Below are 20841 nucleotides of genomic sequence, written 5' to 3' on the forward strand. Positions count from 1 at the left end.
TTGGGCAGGGATACCGCAGGTTCATGCCGCAGCAGGAGGAACATCTCCGAGATTATCTTCACCTCATTCGAAAGCATGATTTCACACTTTGTCTGAGCGTCTTGTTGGTATTAGGAACCGCCCTGATTGTTTCACTCCGTTTGCCTAAAACGTATGCCGCCTCCACTTTAATGTTACTTGTCCAACCCAATACAACGTCCGCCTTGCCTTCAACGAATCTGTTTCAAAGCGTCCTCTCTGGCGGTGTTGATCGGCGGGAAATGGAGACAATCAGTGCTCGATTTTCCACAGAATCAATGCTAAAAACGGCAATCGAAAACCTGGAAGAGAATGGCGATGTTGAAGGGGCTTCTCTCCTTCCGCCGGTAGGTAAACTCAAACGGATGCTGCAGGCGCAGCTGAATCCGGACTCCGACTATATCAATCTTTCGATTGCTTTGACCGAGGCGGAGGGTGGGGAACGCAATGCTGCGCTCCTTGTTAACCAACTCGTAGAGGACATGAAAACATTGAGGCGTGGAGATGAAGAAACAAAACTTAAAAGACGGATGGAATTTCTTGAAAGTAAACGACGAGAAATTCAGATCGAAATCGAGAAAGATTTAGACGTTCTCCTCCGATTTGCTCGCCAGAATGGAAGCCCAGAAACATGGGTTCCGACGCTTACGAATCTGCTTGAACGACATGCCAGTATCCGGGAAAGACTTCAAACGAACCAGCAGCAGCTGCATGCGACGCGTGTTCACATTTCATATCTACAGGAACAACTAAAACTTTTACCCGAGCAGACGCAGCTGTCAGAGACGACCTCCTACGATCCCGTTTGGCTTTTTCAGCAAGAGAAACTTTTCAACCTTGAATCCCAACGTGTTGGGGATGCAGAAAAGGTAGGTCAGACTGCCTCAGAATTGAAGGGTCTCGATGCTCAAATTGCGGAAATCCGCAAAAAAAACGCTCAAACCTCCCCCACAGCTACCACCGTTACGTCCGGCACCTCTGTCCATCATACTTATATAAAGAATCAGTTGTTGACCTTTGTTCCGAGTGTCCCGCGTTATGAACACGCTGCTGAACACCTGAAGCAGGAACTTCAGACATTGGAAACTGAATTGACGCAAATGCTGGAACAGATTCCAGAAAACCAGATAATTCTCACGCAGATGGGAGCTAAGATTCAGAAAACCAATGAACTCGCTGAAGAGATTGCGAAACGGTCTCTTGAAGTTGAAATATTATATGCTGAATCCAAGTTAAATACGGCTCGCAACCAGTTAGGGGGTATTGAAATCATTGACCGTGCGGTACCGAGAAAAATTCCGGTGAGTCCCCAACTGAGATTTATCTTGGTCATCGCGGGAATCGCCGGTTTGTCCTTAGGTGTTACGATTGCCTTGTTTACGGAATATTTCAATAAAAGTCCTGAACATCCAAAAGACTCGGTGTCTTAAGTTCAAAGTTTACAGCCGAATTTTCGGGGTCAGGCACTTGTATTAACATCAGTTTGAAAAAAAAATGTCAATTTTTCTTAAAATGTAGTATAATTATAATACGCCTAATGTGCAGCGGTGCATGACGTGTTCGCTGCCATTGTGAGGATATTTACAAAATTTATACGAGGACTCACTAATATTTTTTTCGGGTCCTATGCCAACACAACTTATTACTCATTTGCTATTGTCTTCGGACGTTTTCAGGAGGCGGTAGTTATCAAACCGATCCTCATATTAAGGATGCTCTATCCAGCGCAGTGTTCTGTGGGATAATTACTTGGGTGTATGCAGGAGTGATGTGTAACCCGCGATCCATCCTTAAAATGGGCGAAAAACCGAAAATAAGATGGTGCTGATATAATTAAACTTGAAAAATATGATGTTTGTGGTATGATTATGTGAAATTACCACCCCAATGCATGCGTTTTTTCTGTTAAAAACTTGACAGAAATTTGAATCAGTGCTATTTTAAAATGCTAAGAACAGTTTTGTGGGTATTTTATCACCTGTTTATTGAGAATTCCCGCAAAACGAACCCTTAATTCGTTGGAAGGAGATTTGCTTTTTACATGCTTCGTTCGGTGTTCGCAATTTTTGGATACCCACGTGGCAGTAACGAAAAAGAACAAAGTTGAAGTAATGTTGGTTTTATTAACGAGATTTTGGGCTTTTCGTTTACATTATAATAAAGCGGTTCTCATCCATTTTTAAGGTTTTTTGTCGGAAACCGAGGTAGGGACAGCGAAACGAGAAAACTCACATCGCGGTTCCGTCGCCCAAACATCCGATTCATTATTTCCAAGGAGGAAAAACAAAGTAATGAACAGGCTAAAACAATCATTTGATGTTTTACTTGTAGCGACCTGTATCCTGAGTGCTTTTGTGCTTTACGGTTGTGGTGCACAGAGCCTTGGTCCACAAGAGCCCCTATTGCCAACAATTGAGGGGAGTTCTAAATTTTCAGCACGGTTCCAGCTGGAAGAAGAACCACAGTTCTTCTATGACCTGTTTGGAAAAGAGCTGCTTGAGGGTAACGAGGTCTATAACTATATTGAGGAGAAAGAGTTTGACCAAGCTGGTACATTGATTGTTGGTCGGACCGGTCAGTTGGATAGTGAAAGATTCTCAGCGCAGCTGGATAGAACCGTCTTGACAGAAGACAGTTTCCGTGGTAGATATACCGAGTTCGCTATTGGCGATAGCATGCGTTTTAAGCCCTCTACACTGTTCCCGAACCGCTACATCCTCTACAAAACAGAGTTTGATGGACTTCGTTGGGATATTTCTTTTGCCCAAGAACGGCACCTTTTCACGCTGATTAACTCACGTATTTCAAACCCAGTTCAGTTGACAGACGCAGCGGCGAACCTTGCACCGACGCTCGGACGTCGGAACGGTTTAAATGAAGATGCTGGCGTTCGGCATATTGAAAACGCACGCCTCATGGGTTTCCGAGCCCAAGGGCTTTTGGGCGACATTTTCCGAGTTGGGTTTACTTATGTCAACCTTCATAAAGAGCATCCCGAACGCGTTGAAAACCCGATTATGGGTACGGTAGCAAATACACCGCCAGAGACAATCACAGTTGTTTTCCGCGATGATTCGCCTGAAGATAATTATGATGTTGCGGCACTTCAGAGCGACTACCCCCAATACCGTGCCTTTGATAAGGACCAACACAGCGATTATATTCAAGGGGGTGTCGGTGCGGCTTTCAAGCAGATGACAGCGACCGTCATCACGCAAGAGTTGGAAGACTTAACACCCGAAGAAGTTGAAGATGGTGTTGAACCGAAAGCACAACCCGCACAAACGCAAAAGATTGACATCTTCTCGAATGATGTTACTCCGATCGACGTCGGCGGACTTCCGTCTGAGATTCGGACATCTGGGGATTGGGCAATTGTGGACGGCTTCCATAAAATGAAGTACGATCTCGTCTTTGCCGACCATGACATTGATCCACGCACTGTTCAATCAGTCGTTTTTGACATGGTCGTCGCGGGTGATTATAATATCGCCGTTATCGGATTCAGTGATGCGAACAAGGCGGCTGAAGGTGCGGATCCGTTCGTTGAAGAATGGATTAAAACCGAGGATGGTCACATTGAAATGCCATACCGCGATGTGATTCAGGCACCCGGTAACTATGGACAGGACTCGGATTACACGCAGAACCGGGCTGCTCGTTACGATAACCCAGATAGCTGGACAGGTGACGGCAGACCGCGTAAAATTCGTTATCGTTACGGCGCGGCACGTGCGGCACTTCTCTACGGACTGGATTTAGAAGGCACTGTCGGCAACGTTTTCGTTCGTGCACACTACTCGATCAACGGTAAATATAAGCAGTATCCGACGATCCCTAAAGATCAGACCGGATTTAGTAGACTTACACCCACGATTATAGGCGAGGATGGCGAGGAAGAAACCGGTATCTCCATCTCCCCGGAAACAGGCTTGCCCTTAGATCGGAACGGTGTGCCGACCTATTCAGAGACACAAGGTGAGCGGTTTGAAGCCAGGTTGGGTGGTGACGGAACCGACGAGAGCGGCGACGGAGAAATGGGCAGAGAAACCGCCTGGTTCGTCCAACTCAAATCTCGCTTTGGAAAGTTATACCTTGAAGGTGTCTACTACCACATTGATCCCGGTTACACCACAACCTATCTCAACTTCGGTGCCAACACCGACAGAGACCAGCCCTACTCGCTGGAACGAACCCCTGAATCTCAGGCTGAAAGAGATCCGTGGGATGAAGTTAATTACGCCCTCATTGAAGATGATGATGATGATGACGATTGGCCCGATGATATTGACTTTGACGGAGTCCTGCCACGTGCTGATGACAGAGACCAGAACGGTGTTTTGGACTTCCAAGAAGACTTCCTCATCTTTGATGCCGATCCGCCGGTGTTTACCGACCTTGTTGATCTGAACAACAACGGCACTATTGATTCTCTTGAGGACGATTTTGAACCGCAATATGAGTACGGGGTAGACAGGCAAGGATTCCACGGCTTCGCTGAATATGACCTCCTTGATAACCTTTCTGTCAAAGTTGGGTGGCTCAATGAAAGAGAAGTTTCAAGCCGCCGGAAGAACGATTCCAAATATCTACATGTCACCTATCAACGTGACATCCCCGATTTCGGAACCGTGCTTTTCCAAAACCGTTTCGTCCGAGTCCAAGACGATATTCCAGATTACACCATTACACTGCGTGTCGGTGAATTGGAACCTGTCCAAATTTCCGATGAGCTGGATTTCTACAACGCTCGCGTGAATACGACAACGCTACAGTTCCTCTACACCGCGGTTCCGAATCTCACGCTTGAAGCGAAGTTCCTCGTGGTGCTCCAAAAACAATTCGAGCAGGATGAGGAAGGCGCGATCTTCCGAGATATTGAAGGATCAGGCGATGAAGCCGATCCGCTCAACGCCGATCAACGCGCAGACTTCATGGTGCCCCTTGAACAGGTTCGAGCCTCTGGTGACAAACGGGAATTCCCGTTCTATCCAGATCACGGCATTAACGCCCTGAATCCTGAGGATCCGGGCTTAATCTATGATCAAGGTAACTGGAAGCCACGTCGTTATCCGGAACGGGATATTCGTAATCAGCAGACGATTCTCAAAGCCAGATACGAGATTCCGCTTGGCGACCTTCCCTTCATCGACAGAATCGGTGAAGATTTGACGCTTACACCGATGGTGAAGTACATTTGGGACCGCGCTTTCGATCGCGGTGCCGAGGAAATTGGGGATGCCCTCAATCCCAGGCAATTTGTACCTACTGATACCGAACCTATCGAATACTTGCGTTTCAACCGTAGAAGTCGTGAAGATGTTCTCGGTGTCCGGCTTGATTATCAGTTCACGCAAAGAATGAACATTCTTGGTGGTTTCCAGTATAGGAAATTCACGAACCGGGATAATAACTTCAAACAATATTTGACGAACTTCCCGGAAGATGAGGATGTACCCGTCCTTTTCCGACCGGACCTGCGAACTCGGATATTTGAAGTCCAGGCAATCAACCGTGGTGAATGGCTTGGGTTTAACATTGTTATCCTCGCTGGCTACCGGCGAACCACCATCCTGCTTGACCACACGACGAGTAATACGACGTTTGTGCGAGCAATGATGGGTTTCTAAATGGTGTTTGGATCGCTGGACACGACGAAATCGTGTCCAGCGATTTCGCGTCTCGCTATATCACCTGTTTTTCCATTTTCCGTAAGGTTTGAATATAAGACGTAACTTCTTAAACACTCAGGTGTTATTAACGAGAATGGTGTTTAAACGGTGGGCGTGGTTTTTGATCGCTCTTACCCGACCTAAAAACTTCTGTATTTTTTGAATTGCTCACGTGTTAGCAAAATTGAGTTGTTGGGCGAATTCCGACAACATCTTATGAGATGACTTGTAAAACTTGCCAGTGTATTTGGTAAGTTATCCTAAGGAGGATCAGAACGAATGACTCGTTTAAGTTTGGTGTTAATGTTGGTCGCTTGTATCGGTATGTCTGCCGGTGTTGCTTTCGCGCAAGACAGTGGCGGAACCGTCCGGGGCCAAATTGTTGATACAACCACAGCACAGAACCCAATTGACGGCGTTGAAGTCAAGATTGTTGCCCAAAGTGGCGAGAAATTTGCAGCAACGACGGATGCCAACGGTGATTATGAGCGCTCCGGTGTTCCCGCAGGTCGCTACCTCATCAGTATCTATAGGGAAGGATACGGTGATCGGCTTGGTAAACCCGTTACAGTTGTTAACGGTGGCGACCACTTTGTCCCACTGAAGATGACCAAAAAAGACAATATCGTTACTTTCTTCCAGAAGTTTGGATTCGTCTTCTGGCCCCTCGCCCTGTGTTCAATCACGGCGCTGACTTTTATTATTGAAAGACTTTTCACCTTCGTTCGGAGCCGTTCGCGAATTGGAACCGAACAGTTTATCGCGAGTATCGCTGATTCACTGCGGAAAGAGAACATTATGGAAGCCGTTTCGACGTGTGAAGAAGCCGGTGGACCGCTTGCTAACGTTCTTAAAGCAGGATTGCTGCGATACAGCCAAGCCCAAATTGAGGAACGCGATATTACCAAAGAGGAAATTCAGGAAGCTATTGAGGAAGCAAGTCTGCTTGAAATCCCTGAACTTGAAAGAAATCTACCCGTTCTTGGTACTGTTGCAGTCGTGTCTCCGCTGTTTGGTTTGCTCGGAACAGTTACAGGTATGATTAGTGCATTTACCACAATCGCACTTGAAGGTACTGGTGACCCGCAGCAGCTCGCGGGTGGTATCTCACAGGCACTTCTCACAACCGCTGCTGGCTTGACAGTTGCTATCCCTTGCTTGATTTTCTTCCAGCTCTTTGATAGTTGGGTCAACAGACACATGGTCGAGATCTCTCAGGTTTCCACTGAGATTGTGAACCAGTTGATCGTTGGTGAAGGCGGAGATGCCTAATCTTGGAACGTTGGAACGGGCGGGTACTTCACTCGCCCTCTCCTAATAGGCTACCAGGCCCTTACGCCTTAGCCCTGGTCTCATTACGAGAAAGGAGACTTTGAAATGCAAGCACAAGCTGGTGAAGCCAAATTGAGTCTACTTGCGACCAAGATTCGGGAACGCAAGCCACCAACACTCAGTATGGCACCTATGATCGATTGTGTGTTCCTGCTCCTGATTTTCTTCATGGTATCGACAACCTTCTCGCCGATTCCGGGCCTTCGGGTACAGTTGCCCCCACCGGGGAAACCCTCACCCGATAAACCGAAAGGTTTGACTGTCCGAATCGCAAACCCGGAACCCAGTGAGGACAGAGGCACGATGGTGCTGAACGATGAGGTCGTCCAAATTGATGAAATGTTCAATCGATTCATCAATGCCCCTGAAGAAGCGACAAGTATGCTCATTATCCAATCCGAACGAGAAGTGCTACATGAGCAGATCGTGCAAGTGATGGATATCGCGAAACAGGCAGGTATAGATAAAATCGGGTTCGCTATTGTCGCGCGAGATTGACGTATCTGACGCGACGATAATAGCACTCCACTCTCTATAGAAGGAGAATTCAGATGGCTTTGAACATGTCTCGGCGGAAGAAAACAGGCGACGATGATGACATCCCGATGGCACCAATGATCGATTGTGTCTTTTTGTTGCTGATTTTCTTCATGGTGTCTGCTGTTATGCGGGTTCCTCCGCCTTTCACTGTCACCTTACCCGATTCCGCAACTAAACACGAGTTCACACGGAAGAAGTATAATCTCTTCATTAGTGGTGACGGACGGATTTCCATCGATGACCAAGAGATGTTGACCCTGGAAGATATGGAACTTTTTATTGCAGCGCATGAAAATCAGATCAGCACTCTAATTATCAAGGCAGACAAGCGTGCGAAACACGGTGTCGTCATTGATGTGGTGGAACGAGCGAAACAACGCTCCAGTAAAACGGAGGGGCTTGAAATCGCTTTCGCGGTCTCGGAAGAGGACTGAAAACTGCAATGCAGTTAACAAAAAAGGCAGCTTCGGCTGCCTTTTTTTATTATATAGACTGTCAGGTAGACTTCTGGTGCTTATCCTGCAGTTGCGTTTTTTAGCGTTTTCGTGCTCTGCGGCCAGCGGCTCTTCTTTTAAGTTGGACAGGGGCTGGTGGCGGTGGCGGTGGCGGTGTTACAACCTTCCAAAAGTATGAAAGGAAATCTTCCCAATTGGCAAGGATTTTCTCAGCGTGTTCACTGCCGGTATAAGCGGCGTGATTTTGTATAAGTGCCATCAGATTCTTAATATCTGTTTCACTGGTTACGCGCTCTAACTTCACCCAATCCGAGTTATACTTCCCCTCGAATTGTTGTTTTTCGTCGAGAACATAGGCAGTCCCACCGGTCATTCCGGCTCCAAAGTTTCTACCCGTTTCGCCGAGAATTACGACTGTCCCAGCGGTCATGTATTCACAACCGTGATCTCCTACACCTTCAATGACAACAGTTGCCCCGCTATTTCGCACACAGAACCGTTCGCCGGCTCTTCCGGCTGCATAAAGGGTCCCGCCTGTGGCACCGTACAACACAGTATTTCCGATGATTGTATTTTCATAAGTTGGGAACTGTGCATTCGGCGCGGGTTTAATAATAATTTCTCCGCCTGCTATGCCTTTACCTACATAGTCATTCGCTTCGCCTGTCAAGACGAATTGGACACCACTGATACAGAAAGCACCGAAACTTTGTCCGGCACTCCCCTGAAAGTCGCACTGGATCGTTCTATCAGGTAAGCCAGCGTCTCCATAGCGCGCCGCAATTTCACCGGACAACTTTGCCCCCACCGTTCGGTGCGTATTCCGGATGGAATAAGAGAGTTGGATAGAGGTTTTCTTCGAGATTGCGTCCTTAGCATCCTCCAGAATCCGGTCGTCAAGAGAAATGTCGTCCCGATCGTTCCGTTTTTGTAGATGGTAACGCGGCTGCGTTCCAGTTGGATCGGCAGAGGTTAGGATTTCACTTAAATCCAGTGTTTCAGTTTTTGGGTAATCTGCCAGATCGATCGGTTGCAGCAACTCCGGACGTCCGATAATATCGTTGAGGTTCCGGTGCCCGAGGTTGGCCAGAATAGCTCGGACTTCATTCGCGACACCGAGCATGAAATTGACTACCATTTCGGGAGTGCCTGGATACTTGGCACGGAGTGCTGGATCTTGGGTCGCTACACCCACCGGACATGTATTTAAGTGGCATTGACGTGCCATTACACATCCCGTCGCGACCATCGCTATTGTTCCAAATCCATATTCTTCTGCCCCCAACATTGCCGCAATAACAATGTCGCGTCCGGAACGCATCCCACCGTCAGCCCGTAAGACGACACGATCCCGCAATTCATTGGTCACGAGTGCTCGCTGTGTTTCAGCAAGTCCGAGTTCCCAAGGGGTCCCAGCGTTCTTAATGGAACTGAGCGGGGATGCCCCGGTGCCTCCTTCATGCCCACTTATTTGTATGACATCGGCGTAGCCCTTTGCCACGCCTGATGCAATCGTTCCAACGAGAAATTCGGATACCAGTTTTACTGCTACCTTTGCCCGCGGGTTCGCTTGTTTTAGATCGTAGATGAGCTGCGCCAAATCCTCAATGGAGTAGATGTCATGATGTGGGGGTGGTGAGATCAATGGCACTCCAGGCACAGAGTGCCGAAGCGCAGCGATTTCGGCTGTCACTTTATGTCCTGGAATCTGTCCACCTTCTCCAGGTTTTGAACCTTGCGCCATCTTAATTTCCAGTTCCTTCGCCGATATGAGGTAGGTCGGGGTCACACCGAACCGTCCGGATGCCACCTGTTTAATGGCACTGGAAGCAAGGTCTCCATTGGGTTGAGGTTTAAAGCGTGCACTGCTTTCACCGCCTTCCCCACTCCCTGATTTTGCGCCGAGGCGATTCATCGCGATTGCCAAGGTTTCGTGTGTCTCGCGACTTAACGCGCCAAAAGACATACTACCGGTTGTGAAACGCCGAACGATATCTTCTACTGGCTCTACCTCTTCAATCGGAATAGGGGTGCTGGGTTTGAAAGCAAGGAGGTCTCGTAAGCTAGAAGGTTCCCCACTCTCAATAGCAGCAGCGTATTTTTCATAGTCTTCCGACTTACCCCCCTTCACAAACCGGTGAAGTGACTTAAATACTGTTGGATTAAAGGCATGGAATTCGCCGTTTCTACGAAATCGGAAATAGCCTGCTTCCTCTAAGGACGTGTCGTCTTCACTGCCAGAGAACGCTTTTGTGTGGAAGTGAAGTGTCTCCGCCGCGATTTCAGCAAAACCGATGCCACTGAGGCGTGAGGTGGTTCCTGTAAAGCATTTATCAATAACTGTTGAATTGATACCAAGTGCTTCAAAAATTTGGGCACCGTGATAACTTGACACCGTCGAAATTCCCATCTTTGCCATAATTTTTAAAATACCTTTTTCGACGGTTGCTTTATAGGTTTCAACGGCTTCCGAGGGGGTAAGTTCTGCGAATTCACCGTCCTGAGCAAGTTGAACAATCGTTGAGAAAGCGAGGTAAGGGTTGATTGCAGTTGCACCGTAACCGAGAAGAACAGCAAAGTGGTGTTCTTCCCTTGCATCTCCAGTTTCAGCGATGAGGCTTGCCCGCATTCGCTTTCCTTCCCGAATCAAATGGTGGTGGACAGCACCAATAGCAAGTGCCATCGGAATCGGAGCAAGGTCAGGACTCACTTTTTTGTCACTTAGTACAAGGAGTGTTATACCGGCATCCATTGCCGCAGAGGCACGTTGACAGAGTGTTTTCAATGCGTCTTCCAAACCTTGTTTACCGGAGGCTACAGGGAAGCACGCAGGAAGTGTCTCCACCTGAAAATCGGATATATCCAGTTCACGCAATGCTTGCAAATCTGTATTCGTCAGAATTGGAGAATGTAACCGAATAAGTCGAGCGTGTGCTGGCGTTTCTGTGAGCAAACTATACTGCTTTCCGAGGTGTGTTGTCAGAGACATCACCAGCCGTTCCCGGAGCGAATCAATAGGTGGATTCGTAACCTGCGCGAAACGTTGCTTGAAGTAGCTGTAGAGCAAACGCGGATGCCGAGAAATCACAGAAGGCGGTGTGTCATCCCCCATTGAACCGATTGCTTCCTTCGCTTCCGACACCATCGGTTTAATAAAGCGCTCTATGTCTTCAGTCATATAACCGAAAGCTTTCTGATATGTTGACAATTTTTCAGGGACAGCATCTGTCGTGCCACACGTCCCATTTTTTTCGGCTGGGAGCGTTACGATACCTTTCTTCACCCACTCAGCATAAGGCTTCTGCCTGGCAACATTGTGTTTAATGTCGAAATTCTTCAGCAATTTTCCTTGGGCTGTATCGACAGCAATCATTTGCCCAGGTCCCAAACGTCCCTTTTCCACCACACAACTGTCATCAAGCTCAATAATGCCAACTTCAGACCCCATAACAACTGTGCCGTCTTCGGTGACCTTGTAGCGTGCGGGACGTAGTCCGTTTCTATCCAAACTTGCCCCGACAATAACGCCATCCGTAAAGGCGACTGCTGCCGGTCCGTCCCAAGGCTCGCTGACACATGAGAGATACTCGTAACAGGCTTTCAACTTGTCCGGCATATCGGGAATCTGCTCGTATGCTTCAGGAATCAGGCACATCATAGCATGTAGGATATCACGACCAGAGTGTGTTAATAACTCTAACACGTTATCCAAACTCATGGAATCGCTTCCATCCGGATTGATAATTGGAATGAGTTTTTGGATGTCCTCGTTCCAGAGGGACGATTGCAAGTCGGCTTCGCGCGCCCGCATCCAGTTCTGATTGCCCATCAAGGTATTGATTTCACCGTTATGTGCCAGTGTCCGAAAAGGCTGGGCAAGCATCCATGTGGACGAGGTATTTGTGCTGTAGCGTTGATGGAAAACGGCAAGTGCTGCCTGAAAATCAGGATCTTTTAAATCTGTGTAAAACTGGGTAAGCTGCGGGGCTACGAGCAACCCTTTATAGACAATCGTCCGATGTGAAAAAGAGGCGATATGGAATTCATCAAGTGCCGCGGCTGTAACACGATGCTCTAACTCTTTACATATCAGATACAATCGCTGTTCAAAAGCATCATCGGTGAGTTGCTCTGGACGTCCCACCAATATCTGCTGGATTTCTGGTAGCGTTTCGAGTGCTTTAGCACCGAGCGCGGAAAAATCCTGAGGAACGGAACGCCATCCCAAAAAAGGAATACCGTATTGCTGTAATATCTCTTCAACGACTGCGCGCCCCTGTGCCTGTGCATCTCGGTCGTGCCTGGGCAGGAAAATCATCCCGACCCCCATATCATCCATCGAATCAAGGTGGACACCGAGTTTCTGAAGTTCTTTTTGAAATATTTTCTCCGGAATCTGCGTTAAAATGCCTGCGCCATCTCCTGTCTTGGCATCAGCCGCTACTGCGCCTCGATGTGTCAAATTCGTGACCGCTTGTGTCGCCATTTTGATAATATCGTGGCTTCGATTCCCAAAACGGTTCGCGATAAAACCAACGCCGCAGGCATCTTTTTCTTTTAAATCATTATACATTTCTAAACTGACTCTCCATACATTCTTCTTTATTTTTTTGCATTGGCATTGTAGAGCGGGCTTTCCATCCCTCGCCATTTTGTATTTAATCTGCGGGGCGAGGTTTGCGCGTCTTAGCCCTGCTCCTTTTTATGAAGGATACAAACAATCAGAAAACGGATTTCGTTTTCAGGGGTGGATAGGATGTTTTTAAGGCTTAAATCGGATGCTGACTCCTCATATCCTACCAGAGGTAGCGCGCCCCAAGGCAAGAGCACCTTTGAAATCAGCAGCGATCCGCGATCGCGTCAAAGGTGATTCGCGACTGGCGTGGCGGGTTACATGCTTCGGTTCAGTCCTCAATCTTTGAGCCGAAACCGTCTGTTCACTTTAATATTATACCCTAATTTAAGCCAAAAGTCAAAAAAATCCTCTTGCCTCAATAGCCGACAGCACACCCATCTCGTCTTGGATCTGAACCTGCGATCAGCGTGCCGAAGGATGGGTTGATGAAAATTGCTTGTCCTCCCCCAAAAAAAGTGTTTCCGGGTATGATATGATGTCCTTTTTGTGCCAAAGCCGCTTGTGCATTCATTGGAATGCCTGCCTCCAGCATAATCCGCGAGTCATCCATCACGCGAAACCGAGGTGCGTCTAATGCGTTTTGCACGTCCATATTGAAATCCACCAGGTTGCATACGAATTGTAAATGTCCTTGTGCTTGCATCTGTCCTCCCATAACACCAAAGGTGACTAAGGGCACTCCGTTTTGCGCAATCATGCCAGGGATAATCGTATGCAGTGTGCGTTTATGTGGCGCAATACAATTCGCGTGGTCGGGACTCAACGAAAAACCCGCGCCTCGATTTTGTAACATAATTCCCGTGTCTCCAGCAACTAACCCTGAACCAAAACCCGCGAAGAGACTGTTGATAAAAGAGACGACATTTCGTTCGCTGTCAACCGCACAGAGATACACCGTATCGCTTCCCATTATTGGCATACCTGGGCTTGACTGCTCGTTTGCTCGTTCCGGTGAGATGCGCTCTCGCTGGCTTTCTGTATAATCGTTGGACAAGAGTCCGTCTACTGGGACATCCACAAACGTCGGATCCGTCACGTATTCGTAGAGGTCTGCAAATCCTAATTTCATTGCCTCAATTGCATGGTGTAAATGTTCAGGACTGTTATGCCCCATCATTTCGAGTTCAAATCCTTCAACGATGTTGAGTGCGAGGAGTGCAGCGATTCCCTGTCCATTTGGGGGTATTTCATAAACATCGTAGCCTCGATAATTAGTAAAAATCGGTTCTACCCAATCTGACGTGTGTTCAGTAAAGTCGCGTTGCGTAAATAAACCTCCGTTTTCATCGGAGAATTTCACGATTTTGTCAGCAATTTCCCCTTGATAGAAGGCATCGCGTCCGCCTTCTGCGATCAACCGAAATGTCCGTGCAAGGTTTGGTTGATAAAAGATTTCCCCGGGTGTCGGTGCCTTTCCATTCTGGAGGTATGTCCGTGCTGTGTCAGGATGCTGCGCCAACATCTGCGCACTTTCTTGCCACGCCAGACTAATCTGTGGACTGACAGGAAATCCTTTTTCCGCGTAATTGATGGCAGGCTGAAGGACCTCTGATAGCGACATTGTTCCGCATTCGTCGAGGAGTGTTGCCCATCCGTCAATTGTCCCAGGGACAGTGACGGGATACATACTCCCAAAAGCAGGAATGTTCATCAATCCCTGCTTGGTAAAGACTTCTGGCTCTGCGGCATAAGGTGCTCTACCGCTCGCATTTAAACCGCGAATTACCCCCTCTTTGGGTTGATAGACGAGCATAAAGGCATCGCCGCCGATGCCGGTTGACATTGGCTCAACAACGTTAAGAATTGCGGCAGTCGCAACCGCTGCATCAACGGCGTTTCCACCCTTCTGTAAAATCTGCAACCCACCCTGCGCTGCGAGCGGTTGACTCGTCGCAACTGCCCCGTGTTGGCAGATGACAGCTGAACGTCCAGGTCCAAATTGGTTTGGGGAGTACCCATCAAACATCTATCTTCTCCTACTTTCAGACTGATATCACTGTAGCACACCCCATGTTTTTTGTCAAATGTGGAGAATTCCGTCCATATTTCACAGATTTTTAGGAATTCTCAGGAAAAAATTGAAAAAAATTACGAAAATTTCTAAAAATTCTGTCAAAAATGCAAATTAGGACTTAACTTTTGCAGTTTCATGTCTATATTAATAGATAAGGGAAGGCAAAACCTTCTCCAAACGAAATGTAGATAGGAACGAGTTGGCTTCGACTCTACATAAGTAATAATTGCTAACCCGCTTTGTGGACTACACGCAAGCACCACAAGTGAAAAAAGGAGAACGAAAATGCGAAAAATCAAATCCAAAACCCGACTCGCGATAGCACTGCTGATTGGTGGATTCGTTCTTGCGAGTATGATGCTTTCAAAAGCCATCGGAGCACCCCGGGTAGACCCTTCAGCAAGTGACAATCTTAAAGAGAAATATGAGAATGTGTTTGTAGATGTGGAAAATAGAACAGCAGCCGTTTGGCTGAATGGATATATGCACGATGATAATGGAAATCGGATTGGTTACGTTGGTATCTATACAGGTCTGTCTGTTTACACAGACGCGAATCAGCAACTGGTAGCCTATTATTATGCAGACGCTACAAGCCAAATTGTGGACACAAATCTCAATGGAAGAGCCAATGCCTGGGTTAAGGTTCCCAATAAAGCTAGAGTCGGACAAGGGCATGACATTATGGTGGGGCGGAATCACCCTGTAAACTCCGTGACCGTATCGGATAGCAATACCATCCCTGCAAATCTAGCTGGTGGTAAGGCTATGAGGGCCTCTGCAGCATTTGGGCACGACGGGACTCGGGTGAGTGTTAGGTGTGATGTAACAGGTATTTAATGGATTATATCCATATCACAGGAACGAGATAAAAGTTCACACAACGTACAAGGAGATGCTAATCTAATGTATTACATCCGTATCGTAGCAACTCTTTTCATTATCACCTTGAGTCTCTTCTGGCAGCCAGGGTGTAAACAGGATGAGGGCACTTCGCTCTCATCCACATCTCATTCGTTTTTTCTTGAAAAACATAATAAGAAGGCGGCTGTAAAGGTGACAATAGGCGGAAAAGTGTGGAAAATCGATCCAAATATTTCCTATCAAGCAACAGGGGTGTGGACGAATCCAAATCCACGTTCGCTAACAGAGTCAGAAACGGAAAGGATCCAGAAAATTCCAGCACTGATCCAAACATTAGAAACGCAACTTGATGAACTCGACAAGGAGTTGAGATACCTCAAGCGACTCGACCAGCCCCATATAAAAATCCATTATAATTTTGGCAAACCACCCCACTTTTCACGGCAAGGCAAGATAAAAATGATTGACTTAGGTGAATTCCCTATGGAAATGGACCTCCCCGCTAAAATCCCATCAGGACAAGAGGAGAAACCATGAAATACGTTTTCATCAGTTTCTATCTTTGTTTCACGGTGCTGCTTCCATTTGCAACAACACAAGCGGAACTTACTGGGGAAGTTATCTTTGGACATCCTGAGCATTTCGACGAACTCTGGATGACACACGTAGAGGATCCCCGCGCCGCCCACAAGATTTTTTCAGACCCCGTAGAAGCAATTGGGAAATTTTCCGTGCAAAAAGGAGGGTCCCTCCTCGTCTTCATTTCTTTCAGAGGGATAGTCGCGGACATCCACCTTTTTGATAGAACGCAGCCTCGTCGAAAAACACGTAACCTCACAAAAGGCTTGTTTGATGGGATTTCCGATGTCGCTATCTCAAAAAACGGAGATGTCGCCTTTACCACGGCACTCTTAGATCCACCGGAGGCTCGGGGCATTTATCTCATTCCACATCGTGAACTCCAACGCAACCTTCCCGCAGCAACCCTGTTAAAACACGTGTCTGCCTCTAACGTCGAGTGGTCACCAAATGGCAGGGAAATTGCCTATGCCACCGTCTCCGAGGTTTTTCTGTTGAATCCGTTCACCGGCAAGAGTTTACGGGTCTCAAGGACGGGGACGGTTCCCGCGCTCTCACCTAATGGTCAAAAAATCGCGGTCGCTCACGCTTTTTGGCCCGCCCCTCGCGAAAACCATCTGAGCATTCTCTCCCTGGCAAGCCTGCAACCGGTGGCACACATAAAAGTGAAAGACATTCCAGAGGACGCGGTTGGCTGGTGGGGCTTGTCCTGGTCCCCGGATGGACAGTATCTCATTTACACGATTTTCACTAAGAATTTCCAATCATTTCAGAATACCGCCGTGCCTATTTCCGGGGCCCCCCAAGAACGGGTTTTTGAGAAACTACCTGGGGGCGGCGTGCCAGAGTTCGATTGGACAAACACGGCATACGCCGTTGAACCGACCGACCGAATTACAACACTCTGGGGCGCGTTGAAAACAGACGATTTAAAATGAAACTTTCACCGGACAGAAGGAGGAACATAATGAACTGTCTAAAAACCTCTGTTCTTTCACGAATAATAAGGTTTTTCTTTACGTGCTGTCTGTTCTATCTCGCCGGGGATCTAACTTCAATAGAGGCGAAGATCGTGTTTTGTGTCGATGATGATATTTACGTTATGAACGATGGCGGCTCCCGCAGACGCAGGCTCACGCACAGCACGCAGGCGACACACCGGTATCCCCGCTGGTCACCCGATGGGAAGCGGATCGCTTTTACCAAATACTTGGACAAAACGAAGAGCCAAACCACGGCGGAAGTGTTCGTCATGAACGCAGATGGAACAGACCCGCAACGCCTCACCCATAACAATGTCCTCGATACAGATCCGTCCTGGTCACCAGATGGCCAACACATCGCCTTTTCAAGTACGCGTAGCGAAAGTTGGGAGATCTTCGTCATAGAAGTAGCGACGCGCACTGTCAGGCAAATAACAGGTATTGAAGGTGAGACAGATTCGGCAGCACCCGACTGGTCCCCAGATGGCACACAGATCGTTTTTGAGCGGTTCATTGACATTGAAAACGGGATCGTCCCGAAAACCATCTACGTGATGTCCGCGGACGGACAGAACCAACGCCCTGTTCTCCGAGATCCACCACGCAATGGACCCCTCACGTTGCGGTACTTCCCTCGCTGGTCGGCAGATGGACAACGTATCCTCTTTTCTGAATCCAAATGGTTTGAGAAGGGGGATGTCGAGAAACTCATTATTCAACGGATCGGCGGCGGGAAACAGGAAATAACGGATATTAATGACAGACTTGGAAACAATTGGATGAGTACAAGTACGTGTTGGATGGAGAATGATCGTGCGCTTCTCATCTCACTGATGTTAAAGGATAAACCGAACCCAAATTATAACCTCTATCGTTATGGGCTCGAGACACGGAGTCTGAAACGTTTGACACGTGAGCCGAGCGATGAGACGTGGCCCGATTGGACTGAAGGCTCTTTATCCGTTTCACCACACGGAAAGTTGAGTACGCTCTGGGGCGAACTCAAGAAGACTGACTACTAAAGTGAAAAGTCTGAAAACTCAAGAGAGTTCTCTTATTGAAACGTGAAAGTTTCTGATTTTAGTTTTGGCTTTTTTTCGTTAAATAAAGTATAATAGATTCATCATAGCGAATATTTGGTGTCTCACCAATATTCAATGGATGCAGAACTCGTATTTTTCTCAAAGAGGAGGGTAATTCATGACATTGAGATGTCATCAATCCAAAGGCACAAAATGCCCGCGTTACATACATCAAGGATTTTTTCGTCCTACTGATGAAATGGTAAAACCGCTCTTACCAGATTTGCGCCGATGTGCGGCGTGCATAGCGTCCGCTGCCCCGCAACGTTTCGACCTCCGAGACGACTTATTCCAAGTCGCTTCCCTAACCCTCATCGAAAAGGGACCTGCGTTCAATCCAATACATCAGAGTGGCGCGAGTTTCGGGACCTTTATTCGCCCGCGTATCTGTGGAGCCTTGACGGATGGGAAAAAACGGGAACTCACCCATAGCCATCGCGAACATCCTATTTTTGAAGGCACATGGGATTCATCCGAAGATACTGAAACTGAAGGCAATCAGGACATCGGATGGTTGTGGGAGGTGCCAGACGCTCACGCTGAATTTGAGACGGCACTCGTTCGGGACATCAGTTTTGCGACTGCGTTGCCGAAACTCCTAAAAATACTAACACCCCGCGAACGAGAAATCTTCGCTTGCCTTCGTGAGAATCAACAGAATTGCGAGATTGCTGAGGCGTTGACGATCTCTGAAGCGCGTGTCAGCCAACTGGTGAAACAGGTAACCCTGAAACTGACAAACGCAGGCCGACACCTGGGTTTGGCGGAATAACAATTTTCGGAGGTTCACACTATCGTGGAAATCATCACACTACACATATAGGGGCGATTGTGGATACCAGGGAGACTGGAACACAATCGCCTTTTTTCTTTTTTGGGTCGTTCCAAAACTAAACATTGAGTTAGAATCACGTCCATATTCCACAAATTTTCAGACGTTATGAAAAAAACAAGAAAATTGCATAAATTTCTAAAAATTCTGCGAAAAAACGTAAATTGGGCCTTAACTTTTTCAAGTTCATGTCTATATTAATAGATAAGGGAAGATGAAAGTTTTTCAAATTGGTGCCAACTAACATTGAACGCTCATTTTCAGATGAACAATAATCCGGAGGTCAGATCATGTTGCAGCATATACTCTCAAGCCGAGTGGTTCTCGCCTCACTCATTTTCTGCGTGCTAATTGTTGGCAGCAGCTTGTTCTATCATTGGCATATCCGACGCACTACGGATGCTGAACTGGCACAATCAGAGGCGTTGTTACAGCAACGCGAGAATCAGAATGAGACGTACACGACACAAGACACCGTAGATACAGGCGCGATAGACTTTGAACACGCGGCAACACTCATGGAAACCGACGAAACGGATGGATCATCGAGTGACGATGCAGCACCTATTGATCTGTCAGATGCATTCCTACCCGACGATTTTCTATCCGAGGAAGAACAGGTCTTCAAAGATACGCCTGCCTCTCCCTTTGGTTATGGACCTTACCCAGAAGTGCCCTTCGATTATTTCGGTGAACCCATTTGGGTCCGGGAGCCCTACATCCTCTCGGATTTCCCAGATGAAGCTCGAAGAAATATTGAACTCATAGATAGAGTTCTGGTCAAATTGTGGCAGCAGGGAGACCGCGGCATCGTTGGCGGGAGCACTTACGATGGGAAAGTCTATCCGCACTACGACGATGTCGTCTATGTCCGGTGGAAAGAAACTGAACTCCCAGATGGAAGTGTCCTTTCTTCTTTCTCACAAATCGGAGGCTACAAGGGTCCAGAATTAACCTCTGAAGCCTTCAGAACTGGAAATATCCCAACAAACTTAGAAGTCATTGACATTGATGATGCGGGTTTTGACCCGTATCAATTTCTGAATCTCCGAGATAACGGATATTAGAAAAGCACAGTCCTGAAAATAGCAACGTTACAGGAGGAAAAAATGTTTATTAGATTTTCCCGTGTTTTCACCATTGTCTGTGTATTAACCATGTCTATCACAATTTTACCCCCAAGTTCCGGTGACCACAACAACAGTGGCGGTTACCAGAGCGTTTTCGCCTCTGCATCATGTTCTGAATTTGAGCGTATACAAGGTTATCATTGGTATACAGTGCATCAGGCAGTTGCCCGGGCACGCGCGAACATACACAACGATCTGGGCGACTATAATGGAGGGTGGTATGGAATCGGTGCAACAGTTAATGGAACAAGCGATGCCGCGGGTTTCCCACAGCATTCCCTGTGCAGAAGGAGGCACACAATGAACTCTCTAAAACAACCGTGCTTTCACGAACAATCCGTTTTTGCTTGGCGAGTTTCCTGCTCTTGTTCGCCGGTGCGACGACTTCCATAGAGGCGAAGATTGTGTTTTGTGTGGGATGGTGAGATAGGGTCAGCTGCCCCGACTGGTCGCCCAATGGCACACAGATCGTCTTTGAGCGGTTCATTCAGGTCGGAATTTGACAACCCTCCACCTTTCGTGTTATAGTAGATTTCGGAATTACTTATACATTTCGCATCGGCGATGTTAGAAAATCTCGCCTACCAGAGGGTGGAGGTGTGCATTTATTTTCGGACTTCATTATAAAATCAAATACATCTCGTCATTTTTGCGAAAAACTTGGTGTATTCCGTGCCGTTTTCGGCAGGAAGATGCACAGAAGA

14 protein-coding genes are annotated in these 20841 nt (G+C 47.4%); 11 read left to right on the top strand and 3 right to left on the bottom strand.

From position 1 onward, the window contains the following. Positions 1-23: 23 nt before the first annotated feature. The 5 genes from F4X88_05510 (at position 24) to F4X88_05530 (ending at position 7996) form a co-directional block, all read left to right on the top strand. A complete protein-coding gene (locus F4X88_05510; protein ID MYA55732.1) occupies positions 24-1448 on the top strand; it encodes a hypothetical protein in 1425 nt (474 codons plus the stop codon). An 861-nt stretch (positions 1449-2309) separates the two neighbouring features. Further along, the gene (locus F4X88_05515; GenBank protein MYA55733.1) at positions 2310-5648 is read left to right on the top strand and encodes a hypothetical protein; all 3339 of its coding nucleotides are present in this window, start codon (positions 2310-2312) and stop codon (positions 5646-5648) included. A gap of 321 nt (positions 5649-5969) precedes the next feature. Continuing rightward, positions 5970-6962, top strand: a complete 993-nt coding sequence (locus F4X88_05520) for a hypothetical protein (protein ID MYA55734.1) — start codon at positions 5970-5972, stop codon at positions 6960-6962. 105 nt (positions 6963-7067) lie between these two features. After that, positions 7068-7520, top strand: a complete 453-nt coding sequence (locus F4X88_05525) for a biopolymer transporter ExbD (GenBank protein ID MYA55735.1) — start codon at positions 7068-7070, stop codon at positions 7518-7520. Positions 7521-7573: 53 nt separating this feature from the next. Then, positions 7574-7996: a biopolymer transporter ExbD gene (locus F4X88_05530; protein ID MYA55736.1), complete on the top strand. Its 423-nt coding sequence runs from the start codon at positions 7574-7576 to the stop codon at positions 7994-7996. 100 nt (positions 7997-8096) lie between these two features. Here the strand turns inward: F4X88_05530 and gltB are convergent, their stop codons facing one another. After that, complete coding sequence (gene gltB / locus F4X88_05535) at positions 8097-12668, bottom strand: glutamate synthase large subunit (protein ID MYA55737.1); 4572 nt, start codon at positions 12666-12668, stop codon at positions 8097-8099. A gap of 340 nt (positions 12669-13008) precedes the next feature. Continuing rightward, positions 13009-14619 carry a gamma-glutamyltransferase gene (ggt, locus tag F4X88_05540; GenBank protein ID MYA55738.1) on the bottom strand — a complete coding sequence of 537 codons (1611 nt, stop codon included), beginning with the start codon at positions 14617-14619 and terminating at the stop codon, positions 13009-13011. A 333-nt stretch (positions 14620-14952) separates the two neighbouring features. Between ggt and F4X88_05545 the strand changes: the two genes are divergently transcribed. The 6 genes from F4X88_05545 (at position 14953) to F4X88_05570 (ending at position 20074) form a co-directional block, all read left to right on the top strand. Beyond that, the gene (locus tag F4X88_05545) at positions 14953-15507 is read left to right on the top strand and encodes a hypothetical protein (protein MYA55739.1); all 555 of its coding nucleotides are present in this window, start codon (positions 14953-14955) and stop codon (positions 15505-15507) included. A gap of 66 nt (positions 15508-15573) precedes the next feature. Next, entirely contained in the window at positions 15574-16068 is a 495-nt protein-coding gene (locus tag F4X88_05550; GenBank protein MYA55740.1) for a hypothetical protein, read from the top strand. Next, the gene (locus F4X88_05555) at positions 16065-17048 is read left to right on the top strand and encodes a WD40 repeat domain-containing protein (protein MYA55741.1); all 984 of its coding nucleotides are present in this window, start codon (positions 16065-16067) and stop codon (positions 17046-17048) included. The genes F4X88_05550 and F4X88_05555 overlap by 4 nt, the downstream gene beginning before the upstream one ends. Further along, complete coding sequence (locus F4X88_05560; GenBank protein MYA55742.1) at positions 17045-18115, top strand: hypothetical protein; 1071 nt, start codon at positions 17045-17047, stop codon at positions 18113-18115. Before F4X88_05555 ends, F4X88_05560 begins: the two co-directional genes overlap by 4 nt. 178 nt (positions 18116-18293) lie before the next feature. Then, on the top strand, positions 18294-18947 hold the full coding sequence (locus F4X88_05565; GenBank protein MYA55743.1) for a sigma-70 family RNA polymerase sigma factor: 654 nt from the start codon (positions 18294-18296) through the stop codon (positions 18945-18947). A 350-nt stretch (positions 18948-19297) separates the two neighbouring features. After that, positions 19298-20074: a hypothetical protein gene (locus tag F4X88_05570; protein ID MYA55744.1), complete on the top strand. Its 777-nt coding sequence runs from the start codon at positions 19298-19300 to the stop codon at positions 20072-20074. 301 nt (positions 20075-20375) lie between these two features. Here F4X88_05570 and F4X88_05575 read toward each other — a convergent pair whose 3' ends face one another. After that, positions 20376-20624, bottom strand: a complete 249-nt coding sequence (locus tag F4X88_05575; protein MYA55745.1) for a hypothetical protein — start codon at positions 20622-20624, stop codon at positions 20376-20378. Positions 20625-20841 lie beyond the last annotated feature (217 nt).

The sequence above is a fragment of the Candidatus Poribacteria bacterium genome, assembly GCA_009839745.1.
In the GTDB taxonomy this organism is placed as follows: domain Bacteria; phylum Poribacteria; class WGA-4E; order WGA-4E; family WGA-3G; genus WGA-3G.

Bases quoted from the DNA above. Each gene is read 5' to 3' on its own strand.
- F4X88_05545 (MYA55739.1), top strand. From the start codon at position 14,953: ATGCGAAAAATCAAATCCAAAACCCGACTCGCGATAGCACTGCTGATT.
- F4X88_05520 (MYA55734.1), top strand. From the start codon at position 5,970: ATGACTCGTTTAAGTTTGGTGTTAATGTTGGTCGCTTGTATCGGTATG.
- ggt (MYA55738.1), bottom strand. From the start codon at position 14,619: ATGTTTGATGGGTACTCCCCAAACCAATTTGGACCTGGACGTTCAGCT.
- F4X88_05525 (MYA55735.1), top strand. From the start codon at position 7,068: ATGCAAGCACAAGCTGGTGAAGCCAAATTGAGTCTACTTGCGACCAAG.
- F4X88_05550 (MYA55740.1), top strand. From the start codon at position 15,574: ATGTATTACATCCGTATCGTAGCAACTCTTTTCATTATCACCTTGAGT.
- F4X88_05515 (MYA55733.1), top strand. From the start codon at position 2,310: ATGAACAGGCTAAAACAATCATTTGATGTTTTACTTGTAGCGACCTGT.
- F4X88_05570 (MYA55744.1), top strand. From the start codon at position 19,298: ATGTTGCAGCATATACTCTCAAGCCGAGTGGTTCTCGCCTCACTCATT.
- gltB (MYA55737.1), bottom strand. From the start codon at position 12,668: ATGGCGAGGGATGGAAAGCCCGCTCTACAATGCCAATGCAAAAAAATA.
- F4X88_05575 (MYA55745.1), bottom strand. From the start codon at position 20,624: ATGAACCGCTCAAAGACGATCTGTGTGCCATTGGGCGACCAGTCGGGG.
- F4X88_05530 (MYA55736.1), top strand. From the start codon at position 7,574: ATGGCTTTGAACATGTCTCGGCGGAAGAAAACAGGCGACGATGATGAC.
- F4X88_05510 (MYA55732.1), top strand. From the start codon at position 24: ATGCCGCAGCAGGAGGAACATCTCCGAGATTATCTTCACCTCATTCGA.
- F4X88_05565 (MYA55743.1), top strand. From the start codon at position 18,294: ATGACATTGAGATGTCATCAATCCAAAGGCACAAAATGCCCGCGTTAC.
- F4X88_05560 (MYA55742.1), top strand. From the start codon at position 17,045: ATGAAACTTTCACCGGACAGAAGGAGGAACATAATGAACTGTCTAAAA.
- F4X88_05555 (MYA55741.1), top strand. From the start codon at position 16,065: ATGAAATACGTTTTCATCAGTTTCTATCTTTGTTTCACGGTGCTGCTT.